General features: G+C 63.1%; 27 protein-coding genes. 13 read left to right on the top strand and 14 right to left on the bottom strand.

The window, feature by feature from the left end; genetic code table 11:
* The first annotated feature begins 12 nt into the window (after nucleotides 1-12).
* Genes gorA through ABD704_RS04125 form a run of 3 tightly spaced genes read left to right on the top strand, consistent with a single transcriptional unit; the run spans nucleotide 13 to nucleotide 4,149 of the window.
* On the top strand, nucleotides 13-1,353 hold the full coding sequence (gene gorA, locus ABD704_RS04135) for a glutathione-disulfide reductase (RefSeq protein ID WP_344698421.1): 1,341 nt from the start codon (nucleotides 13-15) through the stop codon (nucleotides 1,351-1,353).
* Between the two features lie 16 nt (nucleotides 1,354-1,369).
* Nucleotides 1,370-2,953: a phytoene desaturase family protein gene (locus ABD704_RS04130; RefSeq protein WP_344698420.1), complete on the top strand. Its 1,584-nt coding sequence runs from the start codon at nucleotides 1,370-1,372 to the stop codon at nucleotides 2,951-2,953.
* Complete coding sequence (locus ABD704_RS04125; RefSeq protein ID WP_425565389.1) at nucleotides 2,935-4,149, top strand: CaiB/BaiF CoA transferase family protein; 1,215 nt, start codon at nucleotides 2,935-2,937, stop codon at nucleotides 4,147-4,149. The genes ABD704_RS04130 and ABD704_RS04125 overlap by 19 nt, the downstream gene beginning before the upstream one ends.
* Here the strand turns inward: ABD704_RS04125 and ABD704_RS04120 are convergent.
* From ABD704_RS04120 to ABD704_RS04105, 4 genes are all read right to left on the bottom strand, one after another.
* Nucleotides 4,146-4,829 carry a hypothetical protein gene (locus ABD704_RS04120; protein ID WP_344698418.1) on the bottom strand — a complete coding sequence of 228 codons (684 nt, stop codon included), beginning with the start codon at nucleotides 4,827-4,829 and terminating at the stop codon, nucleotides 4,146-4,148. The two genes, ABD704_RS04125 and ABD704_RS04120, sit on opposite strands and share 4 nt — an antisense overlap.
* 146 nt (nucleotides 4,830-4,975) lie before the next feature.
* Nucleotides 4,976-6,913 (bottom strand): hypothetical protein, encoded by a 1,938-nt coding sequence (locus ABD704_RS04115; protein WP_344698417.1) that lies wholly within the window; start codon nucleotides 6,911-6,913, stop codon nucleotides 4,976-4,978.
* A gap of 56 nt (nucleotides 6,914-6,969) precedes the next feature.
* Nucleotides 6,970-7,743, bottom strand: coding sequence for a hypothetical protein (locus tag ABD704_RS04110; RefSeq protein WP_344698416.1), 774 nt, complete (start codon nucleotides 7,741-7,743; stop codon nucleotides 6,970-6,972).
* Nucleotides 7,740-8,942, bottom strand: coding sequence for a toxic anion resistance protein (locus ABD704_RS04105; RefSeq protein WP_344698415.1), 1,203 nt, complete (start codon nucleotides 8,940-8,942; stop codon nucleotides 7,740-7,742). Before ABD704_RS04105 ends, ABD704_RS04110 begins: the two co-directional genes overlap by 4 nt.
* 226 nt (nucleotides 8,943-9,168) lie before the next feature.
* Here ABD704_RS04105 and ABD704_RS04100 point away from each other — a divergent pair, with 226 nt between their 5' ends.
* The 3 genes from ABD704_RS04100 to ABD704_RS04090 are packed head-to-tail and all read left to right on the top strand — an operon-like array spanning nucleotide 9,169 to nucleotide 11,485.
* The gene (locus ABD704_RS04100) at nucleotides 9,169-10,515 is read left to right on the top strand and encodes a pilus assembly protein TadG-related protein (protein WP_344698414.1); all 1,347 of its coding nucleotides are present in this window, start codon (nucleotides 9,169-9,171) and stop codon (nucleotides 10,513-10,515) included.
* Entirely contained in the window at nucleotides 10,512-11,051 is a 540-nt protein-coding gene (locus ABD704_RS04095; RefSeq protein WP_344698413.1) for a TadE/TadG family type IV pilus assembly protein, read from the top strand. The genes ABD704_RS04100 and ABD704_RS04095 overlap by 4 nt, the downstream gene beginning before the upstream one ends.
* Nucleotides 11,048-11,485, top strand: coding sequence for a TadE/TadG family type IV pilus assembly protein (locus ABD704_RS04090; protein WP_344698412.1), 438 nt, complete (start codon nucleotides 11,048-11,050; stop codon nucleotides 11,483-11,485). The genes ABD704_RS04095 and ABD704_RS04090 overlap by 4 nt, the downstream gene beginning before the upstream one ends.
* Here the strand turns inward: ABD704_RS04090 and ABD704_RS04085 are convergent.
* Complete coding sequence (locus tag ABD704_RS04085; RefSeq protein ID WP_344698411.1) at nucleotides 11,482-12,246, bottom strand: enoyl-CoA hydratase; 765 nt, start codon at nucleotides 12,244-12,246, stop codon at nucleotides 11,482-11,484. The two genes, ABD704_RS04090 and ABD704_RS04085, sit on opposite strands and share 4 nt — an antisense overlap.
* Before the next feature lie 261 nt (nucleotides 12,247-12,507).
* Here ABD704_RS04085 and ABD704_RS04080 point away from each other — a divergent pair, with 261 nt between their 5' ends.
* From ABD704_RS04080 to ABD704_RS04065, 4 genes are all read left to right on the top strand, one after another.
* Nucleotides 12,508-12,669 carry a Flp family type IVb pilin gene (locus ABD704_RS04080; RefSeq protein ID WP_344698410.1) on the top strand — a complete coding sequence of 54 codons (162 nt, stop codon included), beginning with the start codon at nucleotides 12,508-12,510 and terminating at the stop codon, nucleotides 12,667-12,669.
* 191 nt (nucleotides 12,670-12,860) lie between these two features.
* A complete protein-coding gene (locus ABD704_RS04075; protein WP_425565387.1) occupies nucleotides 12,861-13,022 on the top strand; it encodes a Flp family type IVb pilin in 162 nt (53 codons plus the stop codon).
* Nucleotides 13,023-13,155: 133 nt separating this feature from the next.
* Nucleotides 13,156-13,725, top strand: coding sequence for a DUF484 family protein (locus tag ABD704_RS04070; RefSeq protein WP_344698409.1), 570 nt, complete (start codon nucleotides 13,156-13,158; stop codon nucleotides 13,723-13,725).
* Nucleotides 13,701-14,633, top strand: a complete 933-nt coding sequence (locus ABD704_RS04065; protein WP_344698408.1) for a tyrosine recombinase XerC — start codon at nucleotides 13,701-13,703, stop codon at nucleotides 14,631-14,633. The genes ABD704_RS04070 and ABD704_RS04065 overlap by 25 nt, the downstream gene beginning before the upstream one ends.
* Nucleotides 14,634-14,815: 182 nt before the next feature.
* Here the strand turns inward: ABD704_RS04065 and ABD704_RS04060 are convergent, their stop codons facing one another.
* Genes ABD704_RS04060 through rsmI form a run of 4 tightly spaced genes read right to left on the bottom strand, consistent with a single transcriptional unit; the run spans nucleotide 14,816 to nucleotide 17,601 of the window.
* A complete protein-coding gene (locus ABD704_RS04060) occupies nucleotides 14,816-15,421 on the bottom strand; it encodes a DedA family protein (protein WP_344698407.1) in 606 nt (201 codons plus the stop codon).
* A 5-nt stretch (nucleotides 15,422-15,426) separates the two neighbouring features.
* On the bottom strand, nucleotides 15,427-16,389 hold the full coding sequence (gshB, locus tag ABD704_RS04055; protein ID WP_344698406.1) for a glutathione synthase: 963 nt from the start codon (nucleotides 16,387-16,389) through the stop codon (nucleotides 15,427-15,429).
* A gap of 31 nt (nucleotides 16,390-16,420) precedes the next feature.
* On the bottom strand, nucleotides 16,421-16,771 hold the full coding sequence (locus ABD704_RS04050) for a YraN family protein (RefSeq protein WP_344698405.1): 351 nt from the start codon (nucleotides 16,769-16,771) through the stop codon (nucleotides 16,421-16,423).
* The gene (gene rsmI, locus ABD704_RS04045; protein WP_344698404.1) at nucleotides 16,768-17,601 is read right to left on the bottom strand and encodes a 16S rRNA (cytidine(1402)-2'-O)-methyltransferase; all 834 of its coding nucleotides are present in this window, start codon (nucleotides 17,599-17,601) and stop codon (nucleotides 16,768-16,770) included. The genes ABD704_RS04050 and rsmI overlap by 4 nt, the downstream gene beginning before the upstream one ends.
* A gap of 83 nt (nucleotides 17,602-17,684) precedes the next feature.
* Between rsmI and ABD704_RS04040 the strand changes: the two genes are divergently transcribed.
* Nucleotides 17,685-18,101: a hypothetical protein gene (locus tag ABD704_RS04040; protein ID WP_344698403.1), complete on the top strand. Its 417-nt coding sequence runs from the start codon at nucleotides 17,685-17,687 to the stop codon at nucleotides 18,099-18,101.
* On the opposite strand, the gene hemW is transcribed toward ABD704_RS04040, so the two are convergent.
* From hemW to rph, 3 genes are all read right to left on the bottom strand, one after another.
* Nucleotides 18,055-19,266, bottom strand: a complete 1,212-nt coding sequence (hemW, locus tag ABD704_RS04035; protein ID WP_344698402.1) for a radical SAM family heme chaperone HemW — start codon at nucleotides 19,264-19,266, stop codon at nucleotides 18,055-18,057. The two genes, ABD704_RS04040 and hemW, sit on opposite strands and share 47 nt — an antisense overlap.
* 110 nt (nucleotides 19,267-19,376) lie before the next feature.
* Complete coding sequence (gene rdgB, locus ABD704_RS04030; protein ID WP_344698401.1) at nucleotides 19,377-20,003, bottom strand: RdgB/HAM1 family non-canonical purine NTP pyrophosphatase; 627 nt, start codon at nucleotides 20,001-20,003, stop codon at nucleotides 19,377-19,379.
* On the bottom strand, nucleotides 20,000-20,716 hold the full coding sequence (gene rph, locus ABD704_RS04025) for a ribonuclease PH (RefSeq protein WP_344698400.1): 717 nt from the start codon (nucleotides 20,714-20,716) through the stop codon (nucleotides 20,000-20,002). Before rph ends, rdgB begins: the two co-directional genes overlap by 4 nt.
* A gap of 74 nt (nucleotides 20,717-20,790) precedes the next feature.
* Between rph and hrcA the strand changes: the two genes are divergently transcribed.
* Both hrcA and grpE read left to right on the top strand, forming a co-directional pair.
* Nucleotides 20,791-21,825 (top strand): heat-inducible transcriptional repressor HrcA, encoded by a 1,035-nt coding sequence (gene hrcA, locus ABD704_RS04020; RefSeq protein ID WP_344698399.1) that lies wholly within the window; start codon nucleotides 20,791-20,793, stop codon nucleotides 21,823-21,825.
* Entirely contained in the window at nucleotides 21,822-22,373 is a 552-nt protein-coding gene (grpE, locus tag ABD704_RS04015; protein WP_344698398.1) for a nucleotide exchange factor GrpE, read from the top strand. Before hrcA ends, grpE begins: the two co-directional genes overlap by 4 nt.
* 8 nt (nucleotides 22,374-22,381) lie before the next feature.
* Here grpE and ABD704_RS04010 read toward each other — a convergent pair whose 3' ends face one another.
* Both ABD704_RS04010 and ABD704_RS04005 read right to left on the bottom strand, forming a co-directional pair.
* Nucleotides 22,382-23,626, bottom strand: a complete 1,245-nt coding sequence (locus ABD704_RS04010) for a hypothetical protein (RefSeq protein ID WP_344698397.1) — start codon at nucleotides 23,624-23,626, stop codon at nucleotides 22,382-22,384.
* Nucleotides 23,627-23,645: 19 nt separating this feature from the next.
* Nucleotides 23,646-24,881 carry an FAD-dependent oxidoreductase gene (locus ABD704_RS04005; protein WP_344698396.1) on the bottom strand — a complete coding sequence of 412 codons (1,236 nt, stop codon included), beginning with the start codon at nucleotides 24,879-24,881 and terminating at the stop codon, nucleotides 23,646-23,648.
* Nucleotides 24,882-24,887 lie beyond the last annotated feature (6 nt).

Raw genomic sequence — 24,887 nt, 5'->3', positions numbered from 1 at the left:
TTGGAGAAAAGAATGGCTGACTTCGACCTGATCGTCATTGGCGCCGGTTCGGGCGGAGTCCGTGCCGCGCGGGTGGCCGCCGCATGCGGTGCTCGAGTCGCGATTGCCGAGGAGCATAAGGTTGGCGGCACGTGCGTCATTCGCGGCTGCGTGCCGAAGAAGCTTCTCGTTTACGGCGCGCATTTTGCCGAAGACCTCGACGATGCGGCGATGTTCGGCTGGGATGTGCCGCAGAAGCGCTTCGACTGGGCGGTACTGCGCGACAACGTGCTGGCAGAGGTCGGGCGGCTCGAAGACGCCTACACTGAGACGCTGACCAACCACAAAGTCACCATCTTTCACGAGCGGGCGACGATAACCGGTCAAACGTCGGTGAAGCTCGCCAGCGGGAAGGAAGTCAGCGCGGGAAAGATCCTGATCGCGACCGGCGCCTGGCCGGTGATGCCGGATATCGAGGGCATCGAGCACGCGATCACGTCCAATGAGGTCTTCCACCTCGACAAGCTGCCCCGGCGAATCGTCATCGCCGGCGGCGGCTACATCGCCAACGAATTCGCCGGCATCTTCCACCAGTTCGGAAGCCAGGTGATGCTGGTGAACCGGACCGACGTCATCTTGCGAGGATACGATCAGCAGATCGTCGATCGGCTGCTTCAGATATCGTTGAGGAAAGGCATCGACTTCCGCTTTAACGCCCTGATTGAGCGGATCGAAAAGAAGGAAGACGGGACACTTCACCTGTCCATGTCCGGCTGCGACGATATCGAGGCCGACCAGATGCTGTTCGCGCTCGGCCGCAAGCCGAACATAAACGGGCTCGGACTCGAAGAGGTTGGGGTCAAGCTCGGCGAGAAGGGCGAGATCAAGGTCGGTGAAGACAACCGGACGTCCGTCGAGAGCATCTTTGCCGTCGGCGACGTGACCGACCGAGTCCAGCTGACGCCCGTCGCGATCCGGGAGGGTCAGGCATTCGCCGACACATTCTTCGGCAACAAGCCGCATCGCGTCGATTACGATTGCATCCCGTCGGCCGTATTCAGCCATCCTCCACTCGCGGGCGTCGGCATGACGGAAGGACAGGCACGCCACCGGCTTGGCAGCGTGAAGACTTTCACCTCGGACTTTCGGCCGATGAAAAACGTCCTTGCGGGCCGCAACGAGCGCTCGCTTTACAAGCTGGTGCTGGACGGCGAGAGCGACGAGATCGTCGGCATCCACATGATCGGGCCGGATACGCCGGAACTGCTTCAAGTCGCCGCGATCGCAGTGAAGGCGAAGCTTAAGAAGGCCGACTTCGATGCTACGGTCGCGCTCCATCCATCGATGGCGGAAGAGCTGGTGCTGATGAAATGAGGTCAGAGGGGGCAATTTGCACGACGCGGTAATCATCGGGGCGGGGCATAACGGCCTGACCTGCGCCTATTATCTGGCGAAGAAGGGCATGAAGATCGCGCTCCTGGAAGCCGCCGAAGTCGTCGGCGGTGCGGCCGTGACTGACGAATTCCTGCCCGGCTTCAAGAATTCGGCAGCGAGCTACACCGTCAGCCTGCTCAATCCCAAGGTCATCCGGGACATGGAGCTTGAGCGGCATGGGCTGAAAGTCGTGCTGCGCAAGACCGACAATTTCCTGCCCGGGGATGGCACCTACCTTCTGGCCGGCCGCAACGGCCTGACGCGCAAGGAGATCGCGCGGCACGTGAAGTCCGATGCAGAAGGCTATGACCGCTACATCGCCGAGCTCGAGACGGTCGTTCATCTGCTGAAGAAATGGCTGTTGCGAGCGCCGCCGAACGTCGGGCGCAAGGTCAGTGCAATCCCGAAGCTGCTGAGCCTCGGCCGCGACATGGCCGGGCTCTCGCTCGCCGAGACGCAAATCGTGCACGACTTCGCGATGCGCAGCGAGAGCGAGATCCTCGAACGCCATTTCGAAGGCGAGCTCACCAAGGCGCTGTTCGGGTTCGACGGCGTGGTCGGCAACTTCGCCTCGCCACAAGCACCTGGCACGGCCTATGTCCTGCTTCACCATCTGTTCGGCGAGGCTGCGGGCGTTCCCGGGGCCTGGGGACATGCGATCGGCGGCATGGGCTCGATCACCCAGGCGATGGCTCGCGCGTGCCGCGAGGCGGGAGTCGACATCGTGCTCAACACGCCGGTCGAAGAGGTCGTCGTCAGCGGCGGCCGCGCGTCTGGCGTCGTAGCCGGAGGCAAGGCGTGGACGGCGCGGAGCGTCGTTGCGGGCGTCAACCCGAAGCTGCTGTTCGACCGTCTCATCCCACAGGGCGCGGTGGACGCCGATGTGTCGAGCCGGATGCACGGATGGAAGTGCGAAAGCGCGACCTTCCGCATGAACGTTGCGCTCTCGGAACTGCCCAAGTTTACCGTTCTGCCAAAGAAGGGCGACCACCTGACGGCGGGCATTATCATAGCGCCCAGCCTCGATTACATGCACAAGGCCTGGCTCGACGCCGCAGTGAACGGCTGGGCCAAGAAGCCAATTATCGAGATGCTCATTCCCTCGACGCTCGATCCCAGCCTTGCGCCCAAGGGCAAGCATGTCGCGTCCCTGTTCTGCCAGCATTTCCGCTACGACCTCGGACCGGGGCGCAGCTGGGACAAGGAGCGCGAAAAGGCCGCGGACGCGATTATCGCAACCGTTGATTCTCACGCGCCCGGTTTCGCCAAATCCGTGCTTGGGCGGCAAATTCACTCGCCGCTCGACCTGGAACGGCGTTTCGGCCTGATCGGCGGCGACATTTTCCACGGCAAAATGGGGCTCGATCAGCTGTTCAGCGCGCGGCCGATGATCGGCGCGGCGGATTATCGCATGCCGCTCAAGGGGTTGTACCTGTGCGGTTCGGGTTCCCATCCGGGCGGCGGGGTCACCGGCGCGCCGGGCCATAATGCGGCGCGCGCGATCTTGCAGGATCGGCGCTTATGGGCGCGGGGCCATTGAGCCCGCTCGAAGGTATCAAGGTCCTCGATCTTAGCCGGGTGCTCGCCGGCCCTTGGTGCACGCAGTTGCTCGCCGACCTCGGCGCTGAAGTCATCAAGGTCGAGCGGCCAGGGAGCGGTGATGATACGCGCCATTGGGGGCCGCCTTGGTACGGTGAGGGCGACGGCCGCGTCGCGGCTTACTTCCTCAGCTGCAATCGCGGGAAGAAGTCGGCCGCTATCGATTTCGGCCAGCCCGACGGTGCCGCGATCATTCGAGGGCTGGCGTCAGAGGCGGACGTGGTCGTCGAGAACTTCAAGGTCGGCGGGCTCAAGAAATTCGGACTCGACGCCGAGACGCTGCGCGCCGCCAATCCACGGCTGATCTACGCCTCGATCACGGGTTTCGGGCAGGACGGTCCTTACGCCGACCGCGCGGGCTACGATTACATCGTCCAGGGCATGGGGGGACTGATGAGCGTCACCGGCTTGCCGGATGGCGTGCCCGGTGGCGGCCCGATGCGCGTCGGCGTGGCGGTGATCGACCTTTTCACCGGCCTTTATACCGCGGTCGCGATCCTCTCTGCGCTCTACCGGCGCGAGAAGAGCGGGGAGGGAGCGCATATCGATGCGGCGCTATTCGACACGCAGCTTGCGATCCTTGCCAACCAGGCATCAAATGCGCTGATCTCGGGCAAGGACCCGCCTCGGCAGGGTAACACGCACCCCAATATCGTGCCCTACCAGCCATTCGACGCGGCCGACCAACCCATCATCATTGCAATCGGCAACGATCGCCAATTCGCAAAGCTTGCCCAGATGTGCGGCCATCCCGAATGGGCGAGGGACCCGCGCTTCGCCACAAACGGCGAGCGTGTCGCCCATCGGGCGGAGATAGTCCGGCTGGTCAGCGAGTGCATTGCGATCAGGTCAGCGCAGGATTGGCTCACTCAGCTGGAAGCGGCCGGCATTCCGGCGGGCCCGATCAACACGATCACGCAGGCACTCTCGGACGTTCAGGCGCAACATCGCGCGATGGTTCGCACGATCGCGGGTATTCCGGTCGTCCGTTCTCCAGTGCGGTTCGACGGTCTGCGCGCGGATTCAGACCTGCCGCCACCGGCGCTCGGCCGGGATACGGATGCGGTGCTTCGTGATGCGGGCCTGCAGCCGCCCGAAATCGAGCGGCTGCGGTCCGAAGGCGTAATCGGCGGCTAGTTTGTCGTCGTCTTGCTCGCGCCTTGTACGAGCAGGTCGAGCTGATGCTGACAGCCGTTCTCGATCAGCACCTGTGCTGCGCCGACCAGATCGCCGGGCGCATTCGGCACCGAGACGAAGCTGACGCTGCTCTTGTCGCCGGTGTCAGGCCATTCGATCTGATATTCCGTGCCCGATGTCACCGGCAACGAGGCCGGCCAAAGTGTGACGGCCTTGCCCGCAGCCCAGTCGATTTCCTGAGTTTTTCCATCGGCAGAGCGGATGTTAACCTTCGCCGCCGCTTCCGCGTCAGGCCGCCAGAGCTGAAGCTTGGCCGTGTTCGCCACGCAGATCTTGCCATTCTGCGTCACGTCGACGTCCCAGATGCTGGGGTTTTGAACAACTTCGGATGCGCGGAGAGCGCCAAAGCGACCTCGCTTGCCCGCGGCGGATGCGAGATTGGTCTGGCCAGCAGCAAAATTGCCAGGACCGCGAAGGGTCTGCGCAGCCGCGGGACCGAGAACGGTAACGACATCGCCGCCCTGAAGGGTGATCTTGGCAGTTTCGGGAAGCGTCTTGCCCGGCGGATAGGCCTTCGACGATGGCCCGAGGGATTTCACCACGACGACGCTCGCAAGCGCCGGCGTCGAACTTAAGGCGACTGCAACTGCTGCGCCCCACAGCGCGTGCATCACTCTCATCTTTCGGCTCCCTATGATTCCTATGCTGCAAAGTGGGCCGTTTGTCTGACAAGCGCGCGGCCGAGTCGAACCTCCGTGTCGATTTAGCGGATCATTAGGGATGGATTCGCATGCGGTCAATTAACCATAAGAAAACACTATAGTTTTCAAGCGCTTCGCGAAGTAGGAACCGCTGCTATCGGACTTCCGCTCAGCTTCGCTTCGAGTTCGTTGAGTCGGCGAGCGTTGGATTCGATCATCGACTCGAGGCGGCGCTCGTACGCGACGCGCTTGACGACGGTGCGGATGGCACGGCCGATCGGCTCCGCGACTTCCTTGAGGGCCTTCTGCTCATCCTTGCTAACGATGGAGCCGTCCGGGCGCGGCCCGACGAGAAGGAAACCCGCGGGCTCTTCCCCTTCGCCCGGAATGAGCGGGATTCGGAGCGGGAAGATCTTGTCTTTCGCCTCGCAAATGTCCTTGAGGTCGGTCTTGTCCCAGCCCGGCGTCGAAGCTTTCCATTCTTCGACCTTCTCCTTCGCGATGCCGCGCGTACGGAAAACGCCTTGGTCGATGGTCGCCGCAACATGGGTCGTGCGAACGCCTTTCATGATCTGGCCAAGCACTGCTTCGATCAGCTCAGCGAGGCTGGACGTCTCGCGAAGGTCGCGGACCGTGTCGGGGAGGTCGTCGCGCAGGATGACGAGCGCCTTTTGGAAACGGTTCTCCGACCACTTCTGGATGCGTTCCTGGATCGGGTTGATGAGGACGGTTGCAAGCGCCGCTGCGAACACCACGGGACCGGTGCCGCTACTGTTTCCGTAATAGTTGAGCACGACCTGCTTCAGGCCGTCGGCCGTCGCGGCGAACACGGCCGCGACGGCGAGCGTGATCAACGCGAAGTTGGCCGAGCGGCTGATGACGACCTCGGCGTCGTAGAGCCGGAAACGCATGAGCGCGATCAGGAGGCCGAGCTGCAGGAAGAGGAAGGCCAGCCCGAAGGTAAGCCCCGCGAAAATCTCGAGCGTCAGCTGCGACCCGAACGAGCCGACCGTGAGCTTCATCATGTCGCAGGTCAGCGCGACGGATAGGAACAGCGAATAGCCCGAGAAGCCGAACAACGCCCATTTGATTTGCTGGCGAGCGGCGCTCGGCGGCGTGCGCCTCAGCCTCACCAGCATCGTCATCACGCCCGCGATCATGAATATGACGAAGCAGGCGCGGTAGAAGTCGCCGTGCAGGAAGAAGAGCATCGGCAGAAGCGCCAGGACGGGCACGACAATGCGCGGCCTCAACTGCCCGAACGGAAACAGCAGAATTCCGGCCAACAGGCAGATGTTGCCTAAATCGTAGATATGCCGGTGCCAGCTTTCCGGGATGTCGGCGACGAAGCTGAGGAACGACGCCGAGGGCTGTTCCGAGCCGATCGTCAGCAAGACGGCCAGGGAGAGAACCGAACTGATCAAGTCCTCACGCTTGCGGCGATGAAGGAGCCAGGCAGCGAAGAGCAGAAACGGGTAGGTCAGGATGTGGAACAGGTCGACGACGCTTAGCATCGCGGGGCTCATCCCGACGGAGCGCGCCGCATGTTCGATATGCTGCTCGCCTGTCCTGACCTGATATTCGCTAACCTCTCCGCTTGGCGACTTCAACGTCAGGCTGAGGTCGATCGGCTGGTTGCCTTCGATGATCGGCGAAAAGAGCGCGTAATCGGTGTCAGTCGCATGACCTTTGCCGACCGCATATTTGGGATCGAGCGGGACCACCTGTGAGATAGGAATGCCTTCGATGGCGACGATCTTGTCGCCTGGCTCGATGCCCGCTTTCTTGGCATCGGCTCCGACCGCGAACCGCACTTTCGTGAGGTCGTCTTGCGACAGCACGAGGCCGGCACGACTGCCGAGCATGAGCGCACTATTCTCGCCCTGCGTCGTAAAGCGGTACCACGTGCCCGCAATTGGCCCGACGATCGCCAGCGCGAGGGCAGCAAACCAGAGTAGTTCAAAGATGTTGGACCACGGGCGCCTTAGATCGGGGATGCGCTCAGGGATCCGTGGCAGAGCCAGGGCAGGCCACTGCAATGTCCCCCAAAATCGCGTTGCCATGCCATCAGGCCCCCGGAAGGTGAGCTACGCGTGCATAGCACGGCCAGCAAAATCAATCAGCTATCGATGATAGCGCCATTTCCACCTTTGTCCGGCACGGGGACTTGCGGCCCAGAATCGCCATAACGCGTGGTGATGAAACGACCCTGGGTCTCCAGCGCGGCGACGTCGGCACGAGCTAGCCGTTCGCTGATGTCAGCGAGTGCGGTGCGCCCGGCAGCGAGTCCTTCGGTTAGCCGCTCGTCGACGGTCTTGTCCTCCCCGTCGCGCTCGTTCCGGAAGCTCGCGGGCACGCGCATATAGCGTTCGATGAGGCCAGGGAGGTGAATCGACATCAGGCGCCGCGCATCCTGCGCGTTCGGGTCTAGCGTCTCCACCCGCTCCAGCACCTGCTTAAGTGAAGGCAAAGCGGCGCTAATCCCATCGAGTTGCGCCTGCGCCGGGGCGGGCAGGGCGCCGCGCGTGCGATAAAGGTAGGAATCGAACCGCTGGACCATTTCCCCATTGGGCAAGTCGGTTGCGGGACCGGCAATGCAGCGCGGCTGCGACGGCGTCAGGCCAAGGACGGCGGCGACTCCGACCGCCAGGCCGACCGCGGCCAGGAACCCGAACATCCCAATCGGGATGACCAGCCCCACGACAATCGTCAGGATGCTGATCAGGAGCACTGCCACGCCGACCCGCTTGAAGCGACGACCGAAATCAGCGTTCAGCCGCTGGCGCTCTCGCCGTGCGGCTTCCTGTGCGGGTCCGCCGCGCTGATCGATCTGCTGTGTAACGCGATCGAAACGCGCGATGGCCCTTTCAACCTTGTCGGTTATTTCAGTCACTTCGCCTCAAGAGGCATGAATGGCGAGGCCGGGCCCTCGAGCTTGCCCTGGTTCACGCCCTCGGCGCGAGCAATGTAACCCTTCGACTTCTCGACTTCCTTGCCGAGTGTCTCGACCGTTTGCTTCATGTTGCCGAGCGCGTGGACCTTGAATTGATCGATCTGGTCCATCGTGTCGTAGATGTTCTGGAAAGCGCGCTGGAGCGTCTCGAGCGGGATGGTCGAGCTTGCCGCCTGCTCGTGGATCGCCGCGGTCTGCGTGCGCAACATCTCGCCGGTGGAATCGATCATGCCGGCAGTCGTCGTGTTGAGCGCGTTCACTTGCTCCAGCACGAGCTTCTGGTTCGTCATCGCCTGCGCGACGGTGACGGCCGTGCGTAGCGCCGCTACGGTCGTGGTCGAAGCACGATCGACGCCCTTCACCAGCTCGACATTGTTCTTCTTGACGAGGTCCAGCGCGAGGTAGCCCTGCACCGTGACCGCCATCTGCGTCAGCAGGTCGGTCGTGCGCTGGCGCGTGTAGAAGAGCGCGGTCTCGCGGATCGCCTTTGCCTTGGCCGGCTCGGTTGCGTCCAACTCGTTGGCCTTGTCCTCCAGGCGTTGGTCGAGGCTCTTGGAGATGTGCACCATCTGCTCGAGCCTGTGCATCGTCTTCCAAAGGTTGGCGCGCTCGGTGTCGATCGCGGCATTGTCCATAAGCAGCTCGTCCTTGCCGTTGGCCAGGCTGCTCAGGATCTTCGAGATATGGGTCTGCGAGCTGCGATATTTGTCGAAGTAACGGTCAACGCGATTGCCGAACGGGATGATGCCAAGCAGCTTCTTCGTCTTCGTTGCTTCCTTGGGGTCCAGCGCCTCGACGGTGCGGCGAAGCTCGGTGAGATCGGCGCCGATGCCGCTGTCCTTGTCGATTGCCTTCACCGGGCGGTCGAGGAAGCGGTTAGATGCGCCTGCGGCCTCGGAAATCTCTTTGCGGCCCATCGCGGTCAGCTGGTCGACCTTCTTGCCGAATTCCGGGCTGTTGGAATCGAGGGTCGACAGCTCATCGACGAACTGGGCGACGCGCTTGTCGAGCTCGGTGGTTTCCTCGGCCTTAAGGGGGACGAGCCCGGACGCTTCCGCCGGCGCGACGGGCTGCAGCACCTCAGGCGGTTCGAGCTTGAGCTTGGTCGCGGTCGTCTCTGCTGCCGGTTCGGTGGCCATCTTTTAATCCTTTCCGTGCCTCTTACGCGGCGTCGGCGCCTGAAGTGGACGGCGATCCGGCGCCATGCAAGGGCGATGGACTGTATTATAAGTGCAATACAGGACCGTGCAAGAGCAGGGCGCGAGGCTCAAGGTTCATCGGCTTTAACCAATTCTTTGAACAGTTCGCTCACCTTGACGCGGGTACAGGCTCTTGAATGCGCATGTCATGTCTGGGGTGTAATCGATGATCGCCTTCTTCGGAAAATTGTGGCGGAACAATCGTGGCAACACGCTCGCCATCGCGGCGGCGGCCATGCCGCTGTTCATCGGCGCGGCCGGCCTGGCCACGGACACGATCCAGTGGACCCTGTGGAAGCGCCAGCTTCAGCGCGCGGCGGACTCGGCAGCGATTGCCGGCGTTTATAACCGCGAGGATGCGAGCGGTGCGACGACCACCACAAAGGCTGCAGTAGATCACGACCTCGGCCTCAACTTGCACAGCTTCTATGCGTTGAAATCGAGCGCGACGGATTATCCGGACTGCAGCAACAAATGTAAGGTCGAATTCCCGACCGACACGACCTATTCCTACAATGCGGTCAAGGTCACGATCGCGATCCAGCAGCCGCTGACCTTCAGCTCCTTCTTCATGAGCACGGCTCCGACGATCACGGCCGTATCCACGGCCGCGGCGATCGCGGCCGGAGGCGATGCGTGCGTTGAGGCGCTTGAGACGAATTCCGGTAAGACCGGGATTACGAACAACGGCAATACTGACATTTACATGCCCGATTGCGTCATGTTCTCGAACTCGCCGTCGGCAAACTCTGCCAGTGCGGGTGGTAGTTCGAAAGTCAATGCGCTCGCGGTGGCAGCGGTCGGCGGCATTGCTCAATCGAAGAATTGGACGGTCGGATCCTATCGGCCCTATTCGCCGAAACTTCCGGATCCGTTCGCTAAGGTGAATCCCGATCCTGCAGACATGAACTGCACGACCGACGCCTTGGACGATGGCATGACCGCGGCGAAGTTTAAGAGCTACGCCGCAGGCACGAATTGCTTTTCGTCGCTCTCGGTCAGGTCGAACAAGTCCCTGAATCTCGATAGCGTCATCGGAGCTGGGACGAAGACGATTTACATCAATGGTGGTGGTGTCGACTTCCAGGGCGATTTCACGTGCACCAGCTGCACGATCGTTATGACCAATAAGGATCCTTCGCAGACCGCAACAATCGGTGGCATGGACGCGAATGCCAAGGCCAACATCAATGTTACGGCCCCTGACAAGAACTGCGGCTGCACCTTCAAGGGCATCGCATTCTATCAGGATCGTCGTGCGACAGATTCCGCGACGAACAAGATCAATGGTGGTTCCGGTTCAGCGATCATCGGCGCCGTGTATTTCCCGAGCCAAGAGCTCTGGTACAATGGCAACGGTACGACTGCGGCGATTTGCACCATGATCGTATCGCGCCGGGTCACGTTCATCGGAAACAGCACCGTCTCGAACAAGTTCAAGAAACTTTCGGACTGCGCTGACGTCGGTCTGCCTTCGAGCAGCACGATCCGCTACGTAAGGCTCGTCGGATGATGACGCGCCCGAGGTATCAGATTGCACGCGACGAACGCGGCGCGGCGGTTATCGAGTTGGCCTTGGTGGCGCCGGTGCTCGCGCTGATGGTCATCGGCATCATCGACATGAGCAACGCGTTCAGCCGTAAGCTCGCGCTCGAACAAGGCGCCCAGCGCGCAATCGAACGCATCATGCAGACTACGGGCAACGACACCGTCGAAAATACGCTGAAGTCCGAAGTTCAGTGCCAGGTCAATGGCACGGTAACCAACTCGACGAGTTGCAAGTCGACTCCGGTCGCGCTGAGCGATGTGACGGTGACGTACAAACTCGAGTGCACGACCGCTGCGGGCGCGATCACCGCTCAATCCAGCACTGACCCCGTTGCATTCGATGCTCTTACGTGCGGGACCGGCGGTCCGTTCACCGAAGCTCGCTACATCGAGGTCATCGTGAACGATAAGTACACGCCGATGTTTCCGGTCCACTTCTCGTTTATTAATGCCGACGGCACCTATCACCTGTCCGCGACGGCAGGCATGAGGACGCAATGAAGTTTCGCCGCTCGATCACTCGCAACGAAGAGGGCGTTGCCGCCATTGAGATGGCGTTCGCGCTGCCGGTCCTGATCGTCATGATCTGGATGTTCGTTCAACTCGCCCAGGTTTATCGAGCGATGGCCGGCATCCAGCAGGCACTTGGCGAAGGAGCGCGCTTCGCAACACTTTGCCAGACGCCGGGTCCGAGTGGCTGCGTGACACCGAGCGCAGCCGACGTGAAGCAGAAAATCCAGGACACGGTCTACGGCATCGGACCCGGGACATTCACGGTTTCGGATCCCACGACCGGGACGGCCGCGGTCGACGGAAGTAATTACTACGATCTGACCGTTCGCTACCAGCAGCCGACCACGCTCTTGCTTTTCCCCGGTCCCAACATCGACGTCAGCCGCTCCAAGCGCGTCTGGATCGCGGGCGCGGCCTCCTAATCGGGCCGCTTGCCGCGGCTTTCGAAGAAGGCAGTGATCGCCTGCTTCGCTTCAGCTGACTCCAGGCGCTCGGCGAATTGCTGACTTTCCAGTTGCATCCGCTCGACGATTTCATCGCGCGTGCGATGGCGCAAAAGCTTCTGCGTTGCCCGAAGGGCTTCCGGCGGCTTTGCCAGCACGCGTTTGACGATATCGGCGAGCGCCGACTCTAGCGCCGCGGGTTCGACCACGTGGCTGGCGACGCCGATCGACAGCGCTTCATCCGCACCAAATGGCTCTCCCAGCAGCAAGTAACGAGCTGCGCCCCGCCGACCGGCGAGCCTGGGCAGGAGCAACGAGCTCGCCGCTTCCGGCACCAGCGCCAGGTCGACGAACGGCATCGAGAAGCGCGCGCTTGTCGCCGCGATCACGAGGTCGCAGTGAAGCAGGAAGGTCGTGCCGATGCCCACGCAATTGCCGTGCACGGCGGCAACCAGCGGCACCTGGTTCTCGGCAAGGACGCGCAACAGCCGCCAAACCGGAATTTCGGTCGTGTCGCGCGGAAGCGCGGTCAGGAAGTCGGCGAGATCGTTGCCGGCAGCAAAGTCTCGCCCTTCGCCCCGAATCGTAATGACTCGAACATCGTCATCGGAGGCTGCGCCCTCGATCGCTTCGGCGAGGGTAGCGTACATGGCGACCGTGATTGCATTGCGACGTTCCGGCCGCGCGAGCGTAATCGCAAGGACGCCATCGTTCTTCTCTACGCGGACGTGCTCGCTCACCGGAGTCTCCTGCCGAATCCCTCGTGCTGGCGTATGGCTACGCCGACAGCTCGAGCCGCGATAGCCCGGTGTTCGCGCCGCTGTTTTGTCGGCGAAAAAACTTGTGCAACGTCAGACGCTTAGAAAAATCGTGCTTAACCTTTGAGCAACCCTCACGTGTAACCTTTTCCTAACAGGTGGACCCATAATGTGTGCCCATCCTGCACGGGTGGACCGCAGGTGGGGGCGCATGCGCTCCAAACGGAACCAAGGAGCTAGACCATGAGCAAGTTTCTCAAGCTGATTAAGAACGAAGAAGGCGCGACCGCCATCGAATACGGTCTGATTGCGGCCCTCATCGCTGTTGCGGCGATCGGCGCGATGACCAGCGTCGGCAACAAGCTGAACACGACGTTCAACAACGTCTCGAACAGCCTCAAGTAATTCGAGCTCTCGTTCGAAAACAAGTGGGCGGCGGTGCCGAAAGGCGCCGCCGCCTTTGCTTTGCAACAAATGTTAAGCGCCCGGAAACCTTGCTCCCAAACACTTTACACAGTTTTGGGCGCTAGTTCTGCAGTCCTGCGGATGAACTGCAGCCGGTGTCTTTAGACCGGGCGTGACAGGGAGTGTGGACCATGATCAAGTTTCTGAAGCTCATTAAGAACGAGAAGGGCGCGACCGCCATCGAGTACGGCCTGATTGCGGCCCTCATCGCCGTTGCGGCGATCGGCGCGATGACCAGCGTCGGCAACAAGCTGAACACGACGTTCAACAACGTCTCGAACAGCCTCAAGTAAGATCCTTCTCGCTTGAGTTCGGAAGCGGCGGTGCCCAAACGGCGCCGCCGCTTTTCGTTTGCGGAAATGAAATGCGCCCGGTCGAGCTTGCCGGAATAGGAAATTAACCGAGCCGCGGTTATCCTTCCCATCAATGGCTACGGTTATTCCCTTCGAAGAGCGGGCGGTCGCCCATCTGCGCGATCGCCTTGGCGCTGTCGAAGAGGCCAACCAGGACCTGCTTGCCTTCGCGCGCGGTCACTCGGGTGCGGTTTCGTCCATTCACACCGCCGTTCTCGCCGCGATTGAGGCGGAGGGCGTCGACGGGTTGCTGCACGTGGTGACGCAGGAATGGCCGCTGATCCTCGGCATCGATGCCGTGGCACTGTCCCTGATCGTCGGTGACCGCGGCTTCCGCGCCGACGGATCCGGCGTCCAGTTCGTCGATCCGCAGATCCTCCGTCGCGCCATAAGCCAAGTCGATGGCGTCGAGATGCGCACGGTCGATCGCGGCCATCCGCTGTTCGGTCCTGCGTGCGACCTCATCCGCGCCGAAGCGCTGGTTCGCATTCAATGTGAGCCGCCGCTGCCGGTTGGATTGCTGGCGCTCGGCCAGCGGCAGGCGCTTAGCCTGGACGCACGCCACGGATCGGAATTGCTCATGTTCCTAGGGCGAAGCCTTGCGGCTATGATCCGCAAGTGGCTGACGAACCCGGAGAGCTGAACCGACATCCGGCAAGTGCGCTTGCGGCGCGCTGGGCCGGCTATCTGCAGCATGACCGCCGCCGATCGGTGCACACAGTCCGCGCCTACGTCGCGACTGCACATCGGCTGATTGAATTCCTTGGCGAGCATCGCGGAGGCGAGATTGGAAGCGCCGAACTGCTCGATCTCGCACCCACCGACTTGCGCGCTTTTCTTGCGCAGCGCCGGGCAGGAGGGCTTAGCGCAGCATCGGCGGCGCGCGAGCTTTCGGGCGTACGCGCTTTCATAAAGTTCGCAGCGGAGCAGGCCGGTAGCCATGCGTTGCCGCCGCGTACGCGAGCGCCCAAGCGTCCGCGAACCTTGCCGCGACCAGCGGCGCCGGACGAAGCGATGGAACTCGCCGAGAATGCGTTGGAAGCGGCCAGCGCCCCGTGGATCGGTGCGCGCGATCTCGCGATTCTGTTGCTGCTTTACGGTGCTGGGCTGCGCGTCGCGGAAGCGCTCTCGCTGACGGCGCGTGTGCTACCGCTCGGTGCGACGCTCCGCGTCACCGGCAAGCGAAACAAGGCGCGCATCGTGCCCGTCGTACCGGCAGTGAAGGAGGCGATCGAGGCCTACGTCGCTCAATGCCCTTATCCGCTGAGCGGCGATGCGCGCTTGTTCGTCGGTGCGCGGGGAGGGCCGCTGAATCCGGACTTGGTGCGCCGTTCCGTTGCGGCTGCGCGCCGGCGCCTGGGTCTGCCCGAAACCCTAACGCCGCACGCCCTGCGCCATAGCTTTGCCACCCATCTGCTTGCGCGTGGCGCTGACTTGCGGGCCATCCAGGAATTGCTTGGCCATGCTAGCCTTTCGTCCACCCAGATTTATACGGCGGTGGACGCGGCGCGCCTGCTTGACGTTTATCGCCACGCCCACCCCCGCGCCTGAGCAGAGGCATCTCGAGGAAATTTTGAAAAGAGGTGGCCGCGGCGTTGCCGATTAGTGGGGCAACCAACTGCGTCGCGGCCCAATCGCGATAGATTTGCGCCAGTAAATCAGAGACTAAAGGTTCATTGCGGAGGATTTGAGATCGCGCATTTGCGCCAAACTTGTGTCCATTGCGGACGCGATCAATCCTCGCTCGCGACCTTATGGGTGAACAGACGCCAGATGTAGACAATGATGATGAGCCCGATGACGACGTTGGAAACGGGCCCGATTATGTCGCCGACCCGATGGAAATTCTCCTGCAGCTTGAAGCCGGCGCCGGTCAGAAGCGCGGTCCACACCGCCGTCCCGATCGTCGAGGCGATGACGAAGTTGCGGAAGCGCATGTCGAGAAGGCCGGCCGGGATCGAGATGATTGAGCGGATAGTCGGCACCAGGCGACCGAGCATGACCAATGCGATGCCATGATCGTCAAAGAAGTGATGGACACGTTCGACGTCCTTCCAGTCCATCGTCAGCCATTTGCCGTGACGACGAATGATCGGCCTCAGCCGGTCGTGCCCGAGCGCGCGGGCGGCGAGGTACCAGACGATGTTCCCGAGCATGGCGCCAGCGGTGCCTGACGCGACGGCAAGCGCGAAGCTCATCTGGCCTTTGGCGGCGGAAACGCCGGCAACCGGCATGATCACTTCCGACGGGATCGGCGGAAAGATCGTTTCCAGAAACATCAGGAAGCCGACACCCAGATAGCCTGATTGCTCGATCAGGCGCACAACCCAGTCACTCATTGATTTTAACCCGCGTTACGCTGCGAAAGGTGGCGCTCGATCGCCTGCCAGATGAGGCCGGCAGTGTCGGAGCCGTTGAACTTGTCGATCGCCACGATGCCGGTCGGCGAGGTGACGTTGATTTCGGTCAGCCATTTGCCGCCGATGACGTCGATGCCGACGAAAAGCAGGCCGCGGCGCTTGAGCTCCGGCCCGAGCGCTTCGCAGATTTCATGCTCCGTTTCGGTTAGCTCGGTCGCTTCGGCGGTTCCGCCGGCGGCGAGGTTCGATCTGATGTCGCCTTTCGCCGGTCGGCGGTTGATTGCGCCTGCGATCTCGCCGTCGACGAGCACGATCCGCTTGTCGCCCTCCGCGACGGCGGGAAGGAATGCCTGAAGCACGTGCGGCTCACGATAAGTAGCGTTGAACAGTTCCATCAACGGCGCGAGGTTCGCTCCGTCGGCCTCGATCTTGAAGACGGCTTTGCCCGCATTGCCATGAAGCGGCTTGATGACGATTTCGCCGTGCTTCGCCAGGAACTTGCGTGCGGCGCCGAGTGAACGGGTCAGCATCGTCGGCGGCATGAAGCGCGCAAAGTCGAGCACCCACACTTTCTCCGGCGCGTTTCGCACCGCGCCCGGATCGTTTACGACCAGGGTCTCATCCCGGATCCGCTCCAGCAAGTGCGTGGCCGTAATGTAGCCAAGGTCGAACGGCGGGTCCTGCCGCATCAACACCACATCGATATCCGACCCGAGATCGAGGATGGTGAATTCACCCAAGCGGAAATGATCGCCTGGCACGGGCTGCACTGTCACTTCGTGCGCTCCGGCGTAGAGCCGGCCGTCCTCGTAGGTCAGGGCATCCGCCAGATAGTGGTAGAGACGGTAGCCGCGCGCCTGCGCACCGAGCATCAGCGCGAATGTGGAATCGCCGGAGATGTTGATCGATTCCAGCGGATCCATCTGCACGGCGACACGGAGCGACATGGCGGTTGCCTAGGGGGTGCTCAGGGCTTTGTCACCCTTGCCAAACGTTGCGCAGTTGCCGCGGCCAGCGGCCTGGCACGACGAACATGGGGTCGACGCGCATGTCGTCGTTTGCACGCATGAACCGGGGCGCAAACCGTTCTGCTGCGACGGCGACTCTGCGCAAGCGGTATTCGTCGAGAGACGTGGCGGCGGCATCGTCGCTGCTACGGGCTTTTACCTCGACGAAGGCAACGGTGCGGCCACGCCGGGCGACGATGTCGACTTCGCCGCCGGGCACGCGAGCGCGGCGCGCGAGGATCCGCCAGCCGCGCAGGCGCAAGTTCCAGCAGGCGAGCGTCTCGGCACGGCAGCCGCGTTCCTCCGCTTGTTGCCGGTTCATCTCGAGCGCTCGAGCGCTCGCGCGTACGCTCGTTTACGGGGAATGTTCAGTTGCTCCGCCACCTGTGCGGCGGCGCGCGATGCAGATAGCGACTGAAGTGCGCGGTCGAGTGCGTCGTCCAGTTGCTCGTCACTGGCTTCTTCCGCCTCGCGCGGCGGTCCCACGACGATGACAATTTCGCCCTTGGGCGGCGCATCGGCATAGCGCCTCGCGAGGTCGTCGAGCGTGCCGGTGATGCATTCCTCGTGGAGCTTGGTGATTTCACGGGCGACTGCGGCGTCGCGCGAACCGAGACCGGCGGCGAGGGCGGCGAGGCAGTCGCCGAGCCGCGGGCCGCTTTCGTAAAGCACGAGTGATGCTCTAACGCTGGACACCTCGGCAATCGCGTCGGCCCGAGCCTTCGCCTTGGAAGGAAGGAAGCCGAGGAACAGGAAGCGATCGGTCGGCAAGCCGGCGAGCGTAAGCGCGGCGATCAGCGCCGAAGGCCCCGGCACGGTGTGTACGGCGTGGCCGGCAGCGCGCGCCGCTTGCACAAGCTTATAGCCCGGATCGGAAATGAGAGGCGTTCCGGCGTCGCTGACCAGCGCGATCGCCTGGTCGGCCAGCATTGAGACGAAATGAGCTCGCTCGGCCTCGCTGCTGTGATCGTCGTAGCGCTGCATCGGCACCTTGACGCCTATGTGGGCGAGCAATTTGCCCGTGACTCGCGTGTCTTCGGCGAGGATTTTTTCGGCGCGTCTCAGCGTGTCAGCGGCACGCGGGGACAGGTCGCCGAGGTTGCCGATCGGCGTCGCCACGATGTGCAGTCCAGGCAACAACTTATCATTCATCAAGCGGTCTCAATAAGTTCTTCCAATTCAACGAAAAGAGAGTCATCCTTCGGACATTCATCGTCTGCCTGGGGAGAGGTTCGATGATTTTCTTGTTGGGTGCATCGGCATTGTTTCTGGCGGCTGGACAGGCCGTGATCAACGGGCCGAGAGATTCGTTTAAAACCTGCCTGAAGGAAGCCAGCAACAAGGCTTCGAGCGAAAAGGTCGGGGCCGACGCCTACGACGCTTACGTCCGGGCCGCGTGTAGCGGCCAACTCAGCTCCTTCAAAGGCGCGGTCGTCAAGTTCGACATGGGCAACAAGATGTCCAAAAAAGCGTCCGACGAGGATGCGGACATGATGATTTCCGACTTCGTCAGCAGCGCGCTGGATAATTACAAATACCGGATGGGTTCGACCGGCGCGGCCAAGGAAGTCGCCGCCGCCCCGGCCCCAGCGCCGTCCGCTGCAGTCACGCCGCCGCCGACTCCAGCCGCCGCGCCGCAACCGCCGAAGTAGAATCTTCGTCGCGCGCGATCGCGCCAAGGATGTGATCGAGCACTAACCGCCCGGCAGCGGTCGGGACGATGCGACTGCCGTTGCGCTCCAGATGCCCGAATGCCACGAGGCGGTCGACCTTCTTCCAATCGACGATCGCTTCACGGCCGAAACGCTCGGCAATGGCAACGGCGTCGATCCCCTCGGTCAGTCGCAGGCCCATGACGAGGGCTTCGTCGGCCCCCTCGAGCGGCGAAAGCGGGGCTTCCTCTACGATGCCGTGACCATTGCGCTTGAGACCACCGAGGAAATTCTCGGGCTTCTTGTGCCGCACGGTGCGCATTCCGAGCCGCCGGCCGTGGGCGCCCGGCCCGACACCGGCATAATCGCCGTAGCGCCAGTAGGTCAGGTTGTGCAGGCTTTCCTGGCCCGGGCGGGCGTGGTTGCTGATCTCGTACGCCGGCAGGCCGGCTTCGAGCGTCATCGCATCGGTAAGTTCGTAGAGCGCAGCGGCCGCATCGGCGTCCAGCGGCTCGAACTCCCGCCGCGCGACCATGCTGGCAAAGCGCGTGCCCGCTTCGATCGTGAGTTGGTAGAGCGAGAGATGCCGCGTGCCGAGCGTGAGCGCCTGCGCCAGGGTTACCGACCAGCTATCCTCGGTATCGCCGGGCAGCCCATAGATCAGATCGAAGCTGACGCGGCCAAAGTGCTTCTGCGCGGTGCTGAGGGCTGCAAATCCCTCGCGCGCGGAATGGGCGCGGCCGAGAAACGCCAGCGATCGATTGTCGAAGCTTTGAAGGCCGAGCGAGACGCGGTTGATCCCGGCCGACGCGAGGTCGGCGAAGCGCTCCGCCTCGACGGAGTTGGGGTTCGCCTCGAGCGTGATCTCGATCTTGTCGGCAATCGACCAATGTTTGCCTGCTGCCTCAATCAGCGCGGCGACGGTCGCAGGATCCATCAGAGAAGGGGTGCCGCCACCGAAGAAGATCGAAGTCAGCTCGCGCCCGGGCAGCAGCTTCGCTTCATGCGCCAGGTCGGCGAGGATCGCGGCGCGCCACGCTTCCTGGTCGATATTCGCGCGAACGTGGCTGTTGAAGTCGCAATACGGGCATTTGCTGACGCAAAACGGCCAGTGGATATAGAGCGCCAGCGGCTCGCTTGCCTCTGCGTTTTTGCCTAAAGTCACTAATGTCACCGACAGCGGCGCCTTTCCTGTGACCTTATGGGTCCTTTGACGCATTTACGACGCAATGCACGGTACCTCGCGGCATGCGCGCAAGGGTCGCAAACAATACCCTATTTTGAAAGCGCCTCGTCGCGCAGCGCCCAGACCAGCCGCCGGAAAGCATCGGCGCGGTGGCTGATGCTGTGCTTCAGCTCTGGATCGAGCTCGCCGAAGGTCTGCTCATGGCCGACGGGGACGAACATCGGGTCGTATCCGAACCCGCGGTCGCCGCGCGGGGGCCAGACGAGCGTCCCGTCGACACGGCCGTCGAACGTCTCGGCCTGCCCGTCGTTCGGCCAGGCGATGGCGAGCGAGCAGATGAAATGGGCGGCCGGAGCGCCGTCGGGCTCGGTCGCCTCGACCTCGTCCCAGACCCTTTTCATGGCGCGCATCCAGTCGCGATTGCCCTCTTCGTCCTCGGCCCATCGGGCAGAAAAGATGCCGGGGCGGCCGTGAAGCGCATCGACGCAGAGGCCGCTGTCATCAGCGAGGGCAGGCAGGCCGGACAGGTCGGCCGCCTCGCGTGCTTTCAAGTCGGCGTTGTCGGCGAAGGTGTTCCCGATCTCTTCGGGCTCCGGCAGTCCAAGCTCTTCGGCGCCGACGCAGCTGATTCCGAGCGGCTCCATCAACGCCGCAATCTCACGCAGCTTGCCCGGATTGTGCGTTGCGATGACGAGCTTGTCACCGATCGGCCTCATCGACCGGTCGCCTTCAGCTGGGCCTGAAAAATCTCCGAGCAACCGATCCGCGCCAGCCGGAGAAGGCGCAGGAGGCCTTCCTCGTCAAAGGTTTCGCCCTCAGCCGTCAGCTGGGCCTCAACGATCGCGCCGTCCGCGGTGAGAACGAAGTTTCCGTCGCTGCCCGCGGTGGAATCCTCGTCATAATCGAGGTCGAGCACCGAATTGCCCTGGTGAATGCCGCAGCTGACGGCCGCGACCTGCGTGCGGATCGGATCGGCCGCCAATGCTTTCGAGGCCAATAGCTTGTCGACGGCGATCCGCAGCGCGACCCAACCGCCCGAGATCGACGCGGTGCGCGTTCCGCCATCAGCCTGGATGACGTCGCAATCGACGATGACTTGGCGTTCACCGAGAGCCTTCAGATCGACCACGGCGCGGAGCGAACGGCCGATCAGCCGCTGGATTTCCTGCGTGCGTCCCGACTGCTTGCCCTTGGCCGCTTCACGGTTGCCGCGCGTGTGCGTGGCGCGGGGGAGCATGCCATATTCGGCTGTTACCCAGCCCTGACCCTTGCCGCGAAGGAAAGGCGGGACCTTCTCCTCGATGCTGGCGGTGCAGAGCACGCGGGTGTCGCCGAAGCTAACGAGGCAGGCGCCTTCGGCATGGCGGGTGAAGCCGGGCTCGAAGCGCAGCTCACGCATTTGATCGGGGGTGCGTCCGGAGGGGCGCATGCAAACTCCTTGACCTGATACTGGTGTGGCCGCGTCCCTAGACCGCAAGGGCCGCCAATCCTAGATGCCAACTTATGACCCAGCCGATTGGCGAACTCACCGACCGCATGCGCGAGATCTTCGGGTTGGTGGTCGATGCTTATCTTGAGCGCGGCCAGCCGGTGGGATCGAAGGCGCTCGCCGGGTCTATAAGCCTTTCGCCGGCGTCCATTCGCGGCGTGATGCAGGAATTGGAGGAGCGGGGGCTGCTGACGCATCCGCACACCTCAGCCGGGCGAATCCCAACCGACAGCGGACTTCGCCTGTTTGTGGACGGGATCATGCAGGCGGCGGCGCCTGACCCGCGTGAGCGGCGTAAGATTGAGCGGCAGATCGCTCGAGACCAGCCGATCGAGGATGCGCTCGCGGCGGCGTCGGCGGCGCTCTCTGGACTGTCGCAAGCGGCGGGCGTGGTGCTTGCGCCGAAGAGCGAATTGCGGCTGCGGCAATTGTCGTTCGTTCCGCTCAGCGAAACGCGTGCGCTCGCCGTGCTCGTCGGTGCGGACGGCAGCGTGGAAAACCGCGTCGTGACATTGGAGGCGGGGACAAGCGCCTCGGCGCTCACCGAGGTCAGCAATTTCGTTAACGCGCGGCTCGCGGGACTGACGCTGGCGGAAGCCGGCGGGCGCCTGCGCGCTGAAATCCGGGAACGGAAGGAGGCGATCGACGCCGCTGCCGCGGAACTGGTCGCGTCAGGCCTCGCGGCATGGAGCCAGGATCATGCGCGTCGCCCAGTGCTCATCGTTCGAGGCCACGCCAACCTGATCGACGCGAATGCGGCGGAGGACCTCGACCGTGTTCGGCGGTTGCTCGATGAGCTTGAGGAGGCGCAGGAAATTTCGCGCCTGCTCGACGGTGCGCGCGATGCGCCCGGCTGCCGCATCTTCATCGGATCCGAGAACAGGATGTTCGCCTTGTCCGGTTCTTCGGTGATCGCGGCGCCCTATCGGGGGAGCCAGGGCGAGGTGGTCGGCGTTGTCGGCGTGATCGGCCCGACGCGGTTGAACTATGCCCGCGTGGTCCCCATGGTTGACTTCACTGCGAAAGCACTCACGAGATTGATGGCATGATTGAGAACGAAAAGCTGCACGACGAAGCGGAGGAAATCCGCCACGAAACCGCCGAGGGCGCGCCCGAGCTAGCCGAGCATGACCGCGTTGCTGAGCTTGAGCAGCAGCTCGAGGACGCGAAGGCGAAGATGCTTTATGCGGCCGCCGAGACGCAGAACGTCCGTCGCCGGCTGGAGCAGGAATTGCAGCAGGCGACGAGCTATGCCGCCGCCGGCTTCGCGCGCGACATGATTGCGATCAAGGATCACCTCGATCGCGCTCTGGCGGCGGTCGGCGAGGAACTTCGCGCGGACAAGCTCGCGAGCCAGTTTCTGGCGGGGATCGAGGCGACGTCGCGCGAGCTGGAGTCCGCGTTCGCGCGTCACGGTGTCAGCCGCATCGGCGCAAAGGGCGAGAAGCTCGACCCGCATCGCCACCAGGCGATGGTGGAGATCCCGCACCCGGAGGCCGAGCCCGGCACGATCATCGAGGAAATGCAGCCCGGCTACATGATGAAGGACCGGCTGCTTCGCCCCGCGCTCGTCGGCGTGGCGAAGAAGCCCGACTGACCCGCCGATCAGTGTGAAAAGACGGCACCGTGCGGTTTGCCGGCGCCAGTCCAGCCGTGCGGCCATTTGCGCCTGGCGAAGCTGAGGCCGGGCACGCCGTCTTCGTCGCGGAAGGCGGTGTCGATTGTGAGTGCGCCGGTCATCTGGTCAAGCTTCAGCAGATAGGTCCGGTCGCCTTCGCGGCCGGAGGTTATGACGATGCGGCCGGTTTTCGGATCGAAGCCCGTCCAGTGCGCCGCGTAATCCGCACTGATCACTAGGCGTGACACCTCGCGGGGATGCTCGCCGTCGCGCATGTCCAGCACGACGAAGCCATGAATGTCGGGAACGCTCTGGACAAGATAGTGTTCGGCGATGGTCGGAACGCCGCACCAACTGCCTGGGAAGGTGTAAACCAGCTTCGCCTTGGGCTCGGGCGTGTCGAGGCCGCTGATTCGCTGGAGCCCGCATGAGAGGGTCTGGATGTAGGCGGCGCCGTCAGGCCCGACCCGCACTTCCTCCGGGCTGATGTGCCCGTAAAGGTCCTCGCCCGGGTCGAGACGGATGGTCTTGAGCAGCTTCAGGTCGGACAGGCGCCAGATCTGCGCGGTGGTCGAGCGCAGCAGGCCGTCGTCGTGCATGGCGGAGTTGCTGGACACGACGCGGTCGATCCCGGGAAGGACGGCAAGGCTGTAGGGTTCGAGCGCGGCCTTGGCGAAGGCGGGGTCCGCGCTGCTGGCCGACCGAACCGCCTTGCCCGTGTCATCGATCTCCACGAGCCCGCCGGTGATTGCGCCGCTGCGGTCGGCGGCGCCCTGCATGACGTCGCCGTGATGGGGCAGGGCGCCGACGCGGTACTGAAAAGTTGCGAGCACGTTGCCGTTCGGCAGGCGCACGAAGCTGTGCGGATACGCATAGCCGGCGAGATCCTGGAACGAGGAGACGACCTTCGGCCGCAGTGGATCGCGAAGGTCGAAGACGAAGGTGCGGTCGGCGTCGAAGTCGCTGCTGAAGAGCAGGCCGCTGGCCGGCATCTGGTATTCGGTATGGTGGGGTCTGACGGTAACCTGGTCGGTTTCCACGGAGGAAACGAGTCGCCCGTAACGCGGCGACGCCGGGTCGGCATCGATGACGGCGAGGAAGTCGTGGCCGACGCTCTTCTGGTCGCCGGTGAACACAAACAGATAATGCCCGCCTGTCGGCTTCGAAGAGGCTGGAGCGGCGACGATCGATGCCGCGCACAGAATGGTTCGAACCAGCGCGCCTATCTTCATCTCCAGCCCCCTTGATCGTTTAGTGCACTTCGCGGTGGTGAACCTCGCTCTTGGTCGCGAGGCTGAACCGCGGCTCCGGCGCGATCGAACCGGTCAGGCGTCCCGCGGCATGGCGGCCAACCTCCGGCCCGTGCTTGAAGCCGTGGCCCGAGCCGCCGCCTACCAGCAGCACGTTTTTCAGCTGCGGGTGGAAGTCGATCAGGAAGTCGCCGTTCGAGCTGTTCTCATACTGGCAGACCTCTGCGCCGATGAGTTGTGCGCCGCGCAAGCATGGAAATCGGCGGTCGCGAAAAGCTACGATCTCGGCAAGCGCTGCCGCGGTGGGACGTCGATCCTGGGTGTCGGGATCGACTTTCACGCCATGCTGGTCGTGGGCGAACTTGACCCCGCGATTTTCGATATCCGGGAAGCCGTAGAAGATGTCGCCGGCGTTGAAGTCGGCCCATCCGGGCATTGAGTTCGGAAGGTAGAGCCGATCGCCTGGCGGCGTCGCGAAATAGAAGACTTCCTGACGCGTCGGGAGGACGCGCTGGCCAATGACGTCGGGGAATAGTTTGGGAAGCCACGGCCCTGCGGCGAAGACGAAACGGTCGGCTTTCAAGCGCTCGCCGTTGCTCAGGACGATTTCGTGCAGGGCGTTGCCCGTGTTGGCGGGCGGCTGCGCAGCGCCTTTCATGAATGTGCCGCCATCGCGGACGAAGCGGCCGACGAGCGTTTGCACACTTCGCCTTGCCAACAGCGCGCCGAACGCCGGCTCGAAGAAGCCGATCGTGACGCCCGAGAAGTCGATCATCGGAAAGCGCTTCTGCAGCTGCGCACCATCGAGCACCTGGAATTCCAAGCCGAGCTGGCGGTGCACGTCGATCGAGCCTTTGAAATAATCGTCCTCGACACCGGAAAAGAAGACGACGCCCGCATTGATGAAGATCGGAAGGCCGGAAATCGCGCTCAGCGCTTTCCATTGCGGGAGCGAATCGGTTGCCATCCGGGTGTAGATTGCGTCGCGGCCGTATCCCGCGCGCGTGAGCCGAGTCTCACCGCCCGACGAAGCTCGGCTGTGCGCCGGGCCCCAGGCATCGACGAGGGTCACCTTGTGGCCCGCCTGCTGCAAATGATGCGCGGTCCAGGCGCCGAACACGCCTGCGCCAATCACTGCGACATGGTCTGCCATGGCTGGCTTGTAGATGCTTGCGGCCGCGGGTGAAACGGCAGCGCCGCCCGCTCCCATGAGGAGCGAGCGGCGCGTGACGTTCAATTCCAC

The organism is Sphingomonas limnosediminicola, from assembly GCF_039537965.1.
GTDB lineage: Bacteria > Pseudomonadota > Alphaproteobacteria > Sphingomonadales > Sphingomonadaceae > Sphingomicrobium > Sphingomicrobium limnosediminicola.
Note: the sequence above shows the minus strand (reverse complement) of the source record. Positions and strands in the feature narration are given on the sequence as shown.